The sequence below is a fragment of the Salinicola sp. MIT1003 genome (assembly GCF_001858555.1).
GTDB classification, from domain to species: domain Bacteria; phylum Pseudomonadota; class Gammaproteobacteria; order Pseudomonadales; family Halomonadaceae; genus Salinicola; species Salinicola salarius.
In genome coordinates this window covers 176,150-188,346 of sequence record NZ_MCAP01000055.1, presented here as the reverse complement: position 1 = coordinate 188,346, position 12,197 = coordinate 176,150, and the positions used below count along the sequence as shown (strand labels likewise).

The window sequence follows — 12,197 nt, the reverse complement described above, 5'->3', positions numbered from 1 at the left end:
CAAAAAGTTACCGTGCCATGGTCACGCTGGCCTGCATCGAGCGCTGTTTACGGGTCTATTTTTCAGACAGAGCGTAATATCAGTTAACACTTCGGAGCCTAATCATTTCCCAGGCGAGCGACGAACAAGAGCGACTCATATAGCCTTTACTTGCTCTGTTCTTCCAGCAATTCAATCTGAATCTGCTGAAGTTCGATTAATTTATCCCACTGTCGGGCCATCTGATGGTCGATCTTCTCGTGAAGCTGCCGAATTTCGAGCTCTGCCTTGAGGTTGATGCGGTAGTCGTTTTCGCTTCGTAACCGATCCTTGGTTTCCTGCCGGCGCTGGCTCATCATGATCACCGGCGCCTGGACCGCCGCCAGACTGGAAAGTACGAGATTGAGCAGGATAAAGGGATAAGGATCGAAGGGGTTGGCCAACACCCCGCCCACATTGATAACGACCCACACCAGCAGCACGGCCGAAAACGTCAGGATGAAGGCCCAGGAACCACCGAAAAGCGCCACCCGGTCCGCCATGCGCTCCCCGAACGTCGCGGCCTTGTCCAGCAAGTCTTCCGGGTTTTTCGAGATGAGCTGCCTGTTATTGAGACTCTCGATGACCTGGTGTTCCAGCTCGCCCAGTTCACCGCGTTCCTGCTCCAGCATTCTCTCGACGTAGAGATGACGAAACCTGGCAAGATCCTCGCGGCAGATCATCCTGCCCTCTTCCCAGCCGGGCGCCGCACTGGCGATCAACGCAGACACACCCGGCCGCACGGCAATCCAGGGCTTGAGACTCCCCGCCTCGAACCGACGCTGGCAAACGTGGCATACCCCCCTATGCGTATCGTCCATTGCCATTCCCACCTGAATCACGACCGGAAACATCGAGACAGATTAAACGGCATTGTCAACCCGATAGGAATGGTATTGAGCGGTGGGAGAGAAATGGCGGGATGCTATGGCTAGCCCCAGCTTAGCATGAATGCGAAAAGACCAGTCACGGTCGCTCAAGAGGTAGACGGAATCATACCCTCAAGAAAGATATTCCGAGTAGCTTTCGGCAAGCCTCTGGATATTCTGATCCATAAATTGCAAATGTACCTTCATGGCGTCTTCCGCAGCGTCGGGATCGCGCTTGGCGATGGCTTCGATAATCCGCGTGTGCTCCTCGACGATCGCAGGCACGCGTTCTTCGTTAAGAAACAACATCCGGACACGGTTGATATGCAGCTGAACGTGGTAAATGATTTGCCACACTGACGGTCGCCCAGCGATATCGGCAATCTTTTGATGAAGCTCTTCGTCGAGGGTTTCGATCTTGTAGTACTGCCCTTGCCGATAAACTAGCCGCTGATGCTCGAGGTTATCGTACAGATCTCGAGCATCGCGGTCGCTACATTGCGCGGCGGCGTCGCGTATCAGGGCGCATTCCAGTACCGAGCGCGTGTAATGGGCCGCCTTGACGACATCGAGTCGAATGGGCGTCACGAATGTGCCGCGCTGGGCGAAGATATCGACGAAGCCATCGTAGCGCAGTCGCATCAAGGCTTCTCGAATCGGCGTGCGGCTGATGCCGAACTCTTCCGACAGCGCTTTTTCGTGAATCCTTTCACCGGGTTTCAGTACGGTGGTAATGATCTTGTCGCGTATATCGCTATAGGCACGATCACTCGACGACCGTTCTTGCACCCCTTTCATCATGCTTTCGACTCCAGACTAACGCGGCCCATTACGTTCTGTTACCCCCATCCTAACCTTCCGCCCTACGCGGGGCTAACCGTTCGCGGCACGCAAGAATCACGTATCAACGAGCGGTCTAGATCCTGAAGATTGCTGCATCCGAGAAGCCCCAGGGTGCGATCCATCTCCTTGAACAGTAAGCCAAGCGCATGATCGACGCCCGCCTGGCCGCCGGCGCCCAGCCCGTAGAGTGTCGTGCGGCCGAGCAGTACCGCGTCTGCTCCCAGAAGTACCGCCTTGAGAATATCACTCCCGCGCCTGAAACCGCCGTCCAGCAAGATGGTGAGCGCGTCACCGACAGCGGCCCTGACGTCGGGAAGGATTTCCATCGGCGAGACGGAGCTGTCCAATTGGCGCCCCCCATGATTGGACAGCACGATGCCATCGATACCGTATTCCACCGCCGTGCGAGCTTCTTCCACCGACAGGATGCCCTTGATCAACAAGTTGCCGGACCAGTTATCCCGCAGCCAGCGAATGTCCTCCCAGTTCAGAGAGGGCATCAGATGCTTGCCTATCTCGGCAGCCGCACCCTGCACGGACGAATCCTCGGGCGGCAAGAGGTCCCCCAGGTTCTTGAAGGTCGGCACGCCATGCGGATACAGCACATCCTTCATCCAGCGGGGCCTGCTCAACACATGCAGCTTGTTGCGCCAATTGAGCACGAGGGGACGCGCGTAATTGCGCGTATCCCATTCCCGGTTTCCGTAGATGGCGCTATCCGTGGTCACGACGATGGTGTCGTAGCCTGACGCCCGACAGCGGTCGACCAGGTTCTTCACATAGTCATGGTCGCGATAGAAGTAGATCTGCATCCATGGCCATCCACCGGGGACCTTGGCGATCTCTTCCAGCGGCTCGGTCGAGGCATTGCTCAGCGTGAAGGGAATCCCCCGGGCCGCCGCAGCGCGGGCCAGCTTGGAATCCCCGTCCTGGGTGATCATGCCGTTGAACCCCGTCGGCCCGATCACGACCGGCATGCTCACCCGGTGGCCCAACAGGTCTCGGCCGAGATCCCGCTGACTGACATCGGTCAGCGTCTTGGGCGTGAACCGATAGCGGTTGAAGACGGCCCGGTTGTTCAGCAGGCTGACTTCGTCGTCGGCGCCGCCATGAATGTATTCATAGACGAAGTTCGGAAGCCGTCGGCGTGCGATCTCGGCAAGCTCCGCGATGCTCAGTGCCTGATCGTAGCGCTGTCTGCGCGGCATGCTTCTTTTCATGTCAGCTCCATCATTCAACCGTTATGCAGAATACTTAAGGGATAGGTCACGATCTCGGGGAAGAGAATCAGTGCAAACAGGATCGCCACGTACATCAACAGCATCGGCCATATGCCGCGCGAAATTTCGATGATGCTGATTCGGCTGATGCTGCACCCCACATAGAGCACCGTGCCCACCGGCGGTGTGATCAAGCCGATGGAGAGGTTGATGATCATCACCACACCGAAGTAGACGGGATCGATACCGAGCTGCTCGACCACGGGAATCAGCACGGGCGCGAAAATCAGCACGGCGGGCGTCATGTCCATCACGCAGCCGAACAGCAGCAGTATGACCATGATGATCAAGAGCATCAGCGTCGGGCTATCGGTAATACTCGTGAGCCCTGCCGCGATCTGGGAAGGAACCTGCGCTACCGTGATCGCATACGCCGTGACAATGGCCGCCGAGGCGATCAGCATCACGATGGCCGTGGTCTTGGCGGTATTGGTAAGCACATCGAACAGCTGCGTCAGGCGAATTTCTCGATAGCAGAGGCTGATCAACAGCGCGTATACCGCAGCGACGACGCCCGCTTCCGTCGGCGTGAACACGCCGCCGCGCAGGCCGACGATAATGATCAGGGGCAGCAGCAAGGCCCAGAAGGCACGCTTGAAGGTGTGAAGCCGCGCCTGCCAGTTTGCACGCTCGAGTCGTTTGGTATCGGCTTTGCGCGCGACCAACCACCAGGTGAACGTCATACCGATCGCCATGATAATCCCGGGCACGATACCGCCCATGAATAACCCGGTAATCGAAACGCCGCCCACGACCCCATAAAGTATCAAGGGAATGCTTGGCGGAATCACGGTCCCCACGATGCCGACGGAGGCTACCAAGGCGGTCGAGCGCTTTTTCTCGTAGCCTTGCGCCACCATCATGGGAATGAGGATCGCCCCCAGCGCCGCAGTATCGGCAACCGCGGAGCCGGATAACCCGGCAAAGATCACGCCGGCCACGATGGCGACATAGCCCAGGCCGCCTTTCACATGGCCCACCAGTGACGAGGCAAAGTCGACGATGCGCTTGGAAACGCCCCCGGCATTCATGATCTCGCCGGTCAGGATGAAAAAGGGAATGGCCATCAAGGCAAAGCTATTCGCACCGGTGATGAAGTGCTCGGCCAGTGTCGTGACATTGAACATGTCCTGGGTCCACATCATCACCACGGCGGAACTAAGCATGGCGAAGGCGATCGGCATGCCGATCAACATCAACGAGAACAGCACGGCGAGGAAGACGACGACCATCATGACACCGACTCCTGGTCATGATCGTATGCCCATGTGGGGCCATTGCGGCCGGTCAGGACAAAGCTCAATGCTTGGTACGCCATCACGGCGGACATCAGAATGGCCGCGATCATGCCGGCATAGTAGTAATTGTTGATGGGAATATCGGTGGCGGGCCCTGTAATCCCCACATTCAGTTCGATCAGGACCAGAAGCCCTTTGACCACGAGCGTCATCACCGCCACGGTCAGGGCCGTCGTCAACAGAAAAAGCAACTTCTGAAGCCAACCGGGAATATGGCGCACCAGGATATCCACTCCCAAGTGGCTATGTTCCATCACTGCGAGAATGGCTCCCAAGAACACGACCCAAACGAAAAGGTATCGTGCCACCTCGCTGGACCATGTCAGCCCGCTATCGAAGGCATAGCGGAGAACGACATTGGTAAATACGAACCCCACCATCAATACCAGTGCAGCGGCAATGGCAAATTTGATCGACTTTTTCAAGAAACCGAACAAGGTCGTCATCGACATGAAACCACCCCTTATATACTCGGTTTTGCCATGCGAACTTCAGGAGTTCGCATGGCATTCTTATGACAGACCTTAAGAGCCTTCACGGACCATGTTCACCATGTCTTCAGCCCAGTCATACTGACTGTAAAAGTCGTCATAGATCGGCTGAACGGCTTTCACCATTTCATCGTGGAATTCCTGGCTCGGTTCCGTCACTTCCAGGCCGGCCTGCTCTAGCTCTTGCTTGATCTGGGACGCGGATTCCCGCATCAGCTGCCACTCCATCTCCATGGATTGGCGAGAGGCTTCCTGGATGACGTCTTTCTCGTCATCGCTCAGATTGTCGTAAAACTGCTGATTCATCAGGTACACGTTGGGGCTAAACATGTGCCGGCTTTCCAGCACGTTGTTCTGCACTTCATACCACCCTGAGCGATAAAGCGTGGCCAGGGGGTTATCCTGTCCATCGATCACCCCCTGCTCGAGCGCCGGGTAGACTTCGGACATCCCCATGGTCTGCACGTTGGCGCCTAACGCCTGCCCCACTTCCACGTAAAGTTCCAGGTTGGGCATTCTCAGCTTGAAGCCATCGAAGTCGTCAATGCTGTCGATTTTTTCCTTGCTCGAGAAAACCCGAAACCCATTCGCCGTCCACGCCAGGGGCTCTACCCCCAGCTCACGGAAATAGGGATCGATCTTCTCGCCGACAGGGCCATTAAGCATCGACTGTGCTTGGTCATAGTCTTCGAACAGGAATGGCCACTCGGGAAACCCGATTTGCGGCTTGGCGGTCTGCAGCCCCATCCCGGCAATCGCCATTTCGATGCTGCCGGTTCTGACGCCATTGGTGTATTGCCGCTCATCGCCGAGCGAGCTGTTGGGGTAGATCTTCACCTGCATGTCGGAATGGCTTTCGACATACGGTTTGAATTTTTCGCGGATGGCCACGTTTTGAGGATGATCTTCCGCGAAGTAACTCGCGACCTTGATGGTCGCCGTGCTTTGTGCGTAGACATGTCCGGCAAACATGGCCGTTCCCACCAATGCGGAACCAACCAGAGTGCGGCCTATGATGGCTGGGAGTGAATATGTCATTCGTTGTGCTCTCCGTTCGCTGATACAGGCGCTGGCATCGAAGGCTCTCTATGAAGCCGGCTGATATACTAGTATTCACTTCACGGTGCGCCTAGAAAGACTTTTGTCTAAACACGAACGTCTGGCGCTTGTGCTGGCGATGAGCGGGGGTCGAGGCGTGCAGGTCAGGAGCGATGGCTTCTTTGCGATGGTCCTTCACAATGACCACCGAGCTTGGGATCGCGTCCTTTACAAGGTACCTTTACGCGCCTTGCGCGCCGTGACGCATGGCGCCCCTTCCCTTTACTGCCAGGACTGCATCGATGGACGACTCCCTGCTGGTCAGCCTCCGCCGCTATCGCCCCCGAGAAGGCCGCGATAGCCTCGAGGATTACCTCACCGAGATTTTCGCCTGGCTGCTGCGGAATTCCCGCGAGGTGGCTGACGCCTTTCTCGACACTGTCATGAGCCATGTGCCGGAGTCGGATCGCCTCGAGCTGCCCGATGCCGATCAGGACATCACCTGGGAGACACAAGCGCCCTATCCGGGGGCGCGGCTCGACATGCTCGCCCAGTGGCCGGGCGGCGCCCTGCTTTTCGAGCACAAGGTGCATGCGCCGCTCTCGGCCGAGCAGGTGAACAAGTATCGCGAGCTGGCGGCGTCGGAGTTTCCCGGCAAGTCCGCGCGGGTGATCGTGGTCTCCGCCAATACCGGTCAGCATCGGCCGGAAGCGCACGGCTGCCTGTGCTGGGAGGACGTGTACGAACTGCTCGAGGCACGCCACGAAACGCTGACCGACCCGGCGGAGCAATTTCATATCGCCAGCTTCCTGGCACTGCTACGGCACGAGGGGCTGCATCCGGCGGCGCCGATCAGCCATCAGGCGGTGGCGTTCTACCCGGTGGCGTGGCGTTTTCCGGAGCAACTGGCGGATGCGCTGACACCGCTGGCGTACGAGGAATGGCCGCTCGCGGAGCGCTATGAAGGACGCAGCCCCAAGACGCGCTGGGGCCGGCTGGGGTTCGAGCTGATCCCCGCCGGTGGGCCTCTTCACTGGATGCCGGGGCTGTTCGTGGGGGTGATTCTCGACGGGCGCGACCACTTGGTGCAGAACCGGCATACCGACCAGGTGATGCTGAACGTCATTCTCGACTTCTCGGTCAAGCTGCACGACATCTACCCGCAACTGCCGAGCTATCGGCGACTCGTGCAACAGCTTCGCGAGCGGACGCCCCACCGGGGCTGGCACTTCTACGATCACCTCGAGGAACGCCCGGCCAATCGCCATCATCCTCTGTACCTGGAGACGCCCCTGCTCGACGTGCTGCGCGGGACGACCACTATGGAAGAACAGCGAGATGCGATTCGCCGCGCCGTTTGTGACGCATTCGAACTGTTGCAACAGGGTAGCGCATTGAAAGTGCTCACCGACGAGGTCCGTCACGAAGCAACCTTGTTGGCCGTCTCCAGATGACGAAGGTTTTTACGGTGTGAGATGGAAGAAGCCTTGACACCCTTTGAATATCACACTGAATGATAACGACATCGGCGATGGTGGGCCCAGCAGGACTCGAACCTGCGACCAAGGGATTATGAGTTCGCTTTTAAAACAATAAGTTACTGATACAAAAGGAAAAGCAACCGTAATTGAGCGAAAGGTACAGTTCTTTGGAATCAGTAGGTTAGCGAAAGATGAGGATAGCACACGAATCTGGTGTGTGTACCGCTCGTGTACCGTTTGAGATCTTCCTCTCTCCCGAATAGCATGCCTCAGGGGGAGCGAAAAACTGCTCGCCTCAAAGGCATGCTGATCTCTTACGGCTAAAAGAGGACACTCAGCCAGTGCAAATTTAACGCCCGGCTCACGCGCCGGTTTGGAGCCGCGAAAGCGTCGGAAAACTGGTCGCCGTGCAGCCGATTGTTATACGCGATATGGACCATGATCTCGATGTCTGAATCCGACCAATAGCAGACATTGAAAATCTCAAATTCGACTTCATTGGATATCCTGTTAAGGCATTTTTTGAGAATAAGCTTGGTGAACTGCAACCCGGCATAAAATAGCAGGATTTGCAATTGAGAAAGCTAGCTTTTCAGGGCTATCATAACCTAAACGGATTGCTGTACTTAGTGCTTCTACTACTTCGGAAGATAGACTCTCCTGGTTATCGTACGGACTTATTTCAGTAACAATACGTGTCACCAAACCCATAATAAAAGAAAGGCCTCTTGGTAAAACTGTTCCGACCAACTCTCTAGCTCGTGGACAGGCTTTTGCGGTTGCATTATCTGAATCTGGATTGCCCCCCAAAGCACTCTCTACGTCTCTTAGTGGTGAGCCACTTAGCCACGCACATACCCCCGGAGATAGGGCATCTAGAACGTCATCAGAGAGCTCACCATTTTTATTTCGTCCAGTTGCCCCGAGAATTGACATTTTTACATCAAAGAGTAACAGTTCTTTAGCTTCTGGATCAGTCTTAAACCAATTGAATAGCCAAATAGCCCACTCATTAATTGACGTTGGTAAAGCTCCAATATTTTTAGTAATCGCGGACCTCAAACGTGAAAGTACAAGTGGTGGCAACCCACTTTGTGACGCTAGAATTGATAGAGACTGATCAATTTCATCGCTGTTTTTAAGTTTCACAAGATTTTCCAACTCAACTAATTGGGCATCAAATCTCTGCTCTTCATTATTCGTCCCAGATCGGAATGCAGCAAAAGAGGATTTAAGGTTGAAAAATGAGCTTTCATCGTTTTCAGAATCACTCAGGGTTGAGAGTCGATTAACTAAGTACATCACGTCACGGTCTAGGGTATTGCCATTGGAAATTTCATCTAAAACCCTAGATATTGGGTCTGAAATTTCTACACATCTGTCATCTTCTGGGATTAATGACTGCAATTTACTTACGACATCTCTGTTCAAGCTTCTATTTTCAGGAAAAATGAGAATCGGCTCGGGTACTAGCAATACAATTCCATTTGCAAGATGCCCAGCTCTACCTGCGCGTGCCGCAGCATTCAATAATTCATGCGCCTCCAAAAGTTGGCGACCATCCTTTTCAGCACGTTTATCTCCTGCCAAAATCGCCATTTGCGCAGGGAGATTAAGGCCTTGAGCTAACGTTGGGGTAGCAACAATAACCATTGCACCGTCTGCACGTTTATACATACGTTCAGACAGCTCTCTTTCAATGCGTAGCATCGATGCGTTATGGGGGACTGCGGCGCTTCCCTTGGTTAGCAATGAATGCTCAAGCCCTCCAAGCTCTAACTCTAACGCATCCCATCTGTGATTTTCATCTACCGTTGGGACAATGTTTTGACCAAGCGCAATAGAAATACTTTTAGCAGTAGATATGGCATGAGACTTTTGGTTAACAAATACAATAGTTTTGAGTCGACTACTGGCACTTGTCACGGCCAATGTTGAAGCAACGCTGTTTACATTAGGGGTGATGGCTAAGTTATTTTGATAAAGCTTTCCGCTAAGTAAAACTTTATCCTGCATTAGCTTTGTGAAAGTACAGATCGCATTATTGTTTTCCAAATCCAGCCAATTGTGCTGTAAGCCCCAAATGGCATAAGGATTTATGACCAACTCCCTGGATGAAGCAGATCTTAAATTTGCGGCACGGCTCCCGGCCTGCTTATCAAGACGCGCTTGCACATTTTTTGCGTTTACTTTTATGGATTGAACGTCATTCTCTGCGTAAATTACAACTCCGCGAGCCTGCCTGCTCGGCTTCCATAGCAGATCAACGCTAATACAACTTCTACCCGTTAATTGATTAATCCATTTTGCAAATTCTTCTCCGTTTTTCACCATCGCAGAGAGAAAAAGAGTATCCGCTTCTGGGGCAATTCTATTGAATGCAAGCAAGCAAAGCATACTATCTAACGATCTGCGTATCTTTCCCGATTGCGGGCTGAGCAAATGACATTCATCAAATACTAATAAGCCAACATCATCAAAGGATTCTGGAGAGAAAGAGAGCATTGCTAAGCATCTCTCAGGTGTCATTACCTCAATTTCAGGGAGAACTGCACCAACCTGGAAAAGCAAGTCAAAGTCACTTGATACTGTCGAACCTAAAATGTCTTGGGGGAACATCTCTTGCAGATCGACGGTAAGCTGCTCAACAAGCGCATGAGTTGGGGCAAGAAAAATTACCTTTTTCCCCTGCGATAAAGCACTAGCGATTTTTATTGAGGAAATAGTCGTTTTTCCGGCTCCTGTTGGTAAAACCATTACAGCAGACGTACCAATGTGGTGGAAACCCTCTGTGAGAGCCTTTCTGTGATTAGGCCAAATATAAGGGAATTTTTTTGCTCGTAACGCTATCCAATTATGCCAAAATTCAGTCCCAGAGCCCTGTGGGGGCTCTAGCTTAGTGAGCGCAGATTCAGATATCCCGTCATATGTTGCAGTGAGTAATGATGCTAGGTGAGTAATCCCAGGAAACGTGAATTCTACTCCACATGCCAAGGCATCCCTCTTGATTGAAGCTGCTAGTGATTTGACATGCTCAAAAATCGCTTTGGGAGATTGGGTTTGGGCATCGTCCAAACCAATTCCTAAGATTATTTTTGATAGATCTTCTATGCCGAAGACTAGAGACTGAACCAGTGCGATAAAAGCAGAAAATTCGACATTAACTTCCTGCTCTACAACAAAACCTACTCTTTCATTGCTCCTATTAACAATATCTACTAGCCGACCTTTAGCCAAATCTACTATATGTCTGACTAATTCGGTAACAAGGTAATGCTGCCCCTCCTTTTCGATTTTCACCTTGGATGCGGCTTCAAGGGCATCTGCGTATTGTTCAGCCGCAAGAAATAGAAGGACAGCCGCAATTTCAGGTGCTAAACGATCCCTGCTGACATTTTCCCTCTCGGCAATCTCTTCTTCTAATAATTCCTCTCTCCTTGCTATCAATTGCTGAGCACTCGCAGCAACAAATGCAGAGGATCGCCTAATAGACGGATCGCTATTGATAGAAACTACTAGCTCATAGGTGTCCGCAATACGATCTAATGTCCAACCACCTTCCTGGCCTAATTGTTCTTCTCCACCAAGCCTCATAGAGACAATCTGCGCATAGTGACCGGTTAAGAGTTGCGGCAGGTCTTTAGGGGCTAAGTCAGGGAACTCGGGAGCAGATCGAAGGAGTGAAGCTGTTTCTGGATCAAACATTAATCCTGCTCCGCATCTAACTGTTTTATGTAAGCAATGATTTTTGTTGCCAACGCATCAAACCAATCCCTTAACTTACCATCTACAATGAGGCTTGCACCAATGCGTTGTTCCTGGTTTATATCCTTTATTTTGTTATACCCTTTAAACAGTGCCTTTTGGGCTTCCTCCGTATCGAAATCCTGAGTTAACGCAAAACCTGCTCGATATTGTCTGCTTGAGTTATCAATTACCTTGCGAACCATAGACATGGCCTGCACATTACTAACTCCACTCAACTGGATAAGGGTTGCAGCGGCAGCAATAAGTTCTGCATTTCTTGTGTTTCCGTGCCGATCTAAGAACCCAGGTATTACTTTCTGCGTAAATGTATCTCGAGGGTTGTCCGTGCACTTATCTTCAAAGATGGTGGATTTGAGTATTTCACTGCCATCTTCGTTAAGCTCTATCATGATCCCGTCTAAACCTTGAGATGTAGAGCTCGTGTGCGGGTCTTTAAGAAAGCTTTTTTCACCGGACACCTGTTTGGCAGCTATCCAAGAAATAATTTCAAATATCAAGCCATCCCTTTGAATTCTGGGATAGCCCATTCGTGGAGTTTGAGCCACTTCCTGAACAGTGAACTTTATCACTGCTTCCTCTTTGAGTGCCTCATTAGTAAATGCAGGTGCTGCCGGTAACAATTCATCAATAATATGAGCTGCCTGCGCAGCCTGCCCCATAACAACTATTGCTATAAGGCGAGCCAATTGATCTTCATTCTCAACTTTCCATTTTGACCCGACACAATCATCATCAATTGGAAAGCCAGTGATCTCAAGTGCAGCCCAGCTTTGATCTGGAGTCATTAAAAATAAGCCTTGTTTATCTAAAAAATTACTCGATATCAGGACGAGTCAAATGTCCGCTTTGGTGAGAAAACAGACTTACCAGCCCGAGCGTATAACGCCCGGCACAGCGGTAGCCGTAACGGAGCGATTTTGTGTTAATTTTTGAGCGACAGCGAATAACACAAAACCGCGTAGTGTAGGCTATCCGCCTGCTGCCGTTTGTTAGCTACAGCAATATGTATAAGCCACCACCCAAACAAGAAACGCTGATTATCCGCTGCGTCCACAAGGTAGATGTTAGAGAATCCGGATCTCGGCCAGCCTTCAGTATCTCGTTTAATGTT

General features: G+C 52.4%; 9 protein-coding genes. 1 reads left to right on the top strand and 8 read right to left on the bottom strand.

The features are described from left to right. Positions 1 to 146: 146 nt before the first annotated feature. The 6 genes from BC443_RS15075 to BC443_RS15050 all read right to left on the bottom strand — a co-directional run bounded on the left by BC443_RS15075 (position 147) and on the right by BC443_RS15050 (position 5,837). Positions 147 to 839, bottom strand: coding sequence for a DUF1003 domain-containing protein (locus BC443_RS15075; protein WP_071232651.1), 693 nt, complete (start codon positions 837 to 839; stop codon positions 147 to 149). 180 nt (positions 840 to 1,019) lie between these two features. Next, on the bottom strand, positions 1,020 to 1,688 hold the full coding sequence (locus BC443_RS15070) for a GntR family transcriptional regulator (protein ID WP_071232650.1): 669 nt from the start codon (positions 1,686 to 1,688) through the stop codon (positions 1,020 to 1,022). Between the two features lie 62 nt (positions 1,689 to 1,750). Then, the gene (locus BC443_RS15065; protein ID WP_071232649.1) at positions 1,751 to 2,950 is read right to left on the bottom strand and encodes an alpha-hydroxy acid oxidase; all 1,200 of its coding nucleotides are present in this window, start codon (positions 2,948 to 2,950) and stop codon (positions 1,751 to 1,753) included. A gap of 14 nt (positions 2,951 to 2,964) precedes the next feature. After that, complete coding sequence (locus BC443_RS15060; protein WP_083387442.1) at positions 2,965 to 4,245, bottom strand: TRAP transporter large permease; 1,281 nt, start codon at positions 4,243 to 4,245, stop codon at positions 2,965 to 2,967. Further along, the gene (locus tag BC443_RS15055) at positions 4,242 to 4,760 is read right to left on the bottom strand and encodes a TRAP transporter small permease (protein WP_071232648.1); all 519 of its coding nucleotides are present in this window, start codon (positions 4,758 to 4,760) and stop codon (positions 4,242 to 4,244) included. The genes BC443_RS15060 and BC443_RS15055 overlap by 4 nt, the downstream gene beginning before the upstream one ends. A gap of 72 nt (positions 4,761 to 4,832) precedes the next feature. After that, the gene (locus BC443_RS15050; protein ID WP_247643300.1) at positions 4,833 to 5,837 is read right to left on the bottom strand and encodes a TRAP transporter substrate-binding protein; all 1,005 of its coding nucleotides are present in this window, start codon (positions 5,835 to 5,837) and stop codon (positions 4,833 to 4,835) included. A 302-nt stretch (positions 5,838 to 6,139) separates the two neighbouring features. Here BC443_RS15050 and BC443_RS15045 point away from each other — a divergent pair, with 302 nt between their 5' ends. Beyond that, the gene (locus BC443_RS15045; RefSeq protein WP_071232646.1) at positions 6,140 to 7,291 is read left to right on the top strand and encodes a PD-(D/E)XK nuclease family protein; all 1,152 of its coding nucleotides are present in this window, start codon (positions 6,140 to 6,142) and stop codon (positions 7,289 to 7,291) included. Between the two features lie 537 nt (positions 7,292 to 7,828). Here the strand turns inward: BC443_RS15045 and BC443_RS18370 are convergent. Continuing rightward, entirely contained in the window at positions 7,829 to 11,023 is a 3,195-nt protein-coding gene (locus BC443_RS18370; protein ID WP_083387440.1) for a DEAD/DEAH box helicase, read from the bottom strand. Then, positions 11,023 to 11,871 carry a hypothetical protein gene (locus BC443_RS15035; protein ID WP_048308404.1) on the bottom strand — a complete coding sequence of 283 codons (849 nt, stop codon included), beginning with the start codon at positions 11,869 to 11,871 and terminating at the stop codon, positions 11,023 to 11,025. Before BC443_RS15035 ends, BC443_RS18370 begins: the two co-directional genes overlap by 1 nt. Between the last annotated feature and the right edge of the window lie 326 nt (positions 11,872 to 12,197).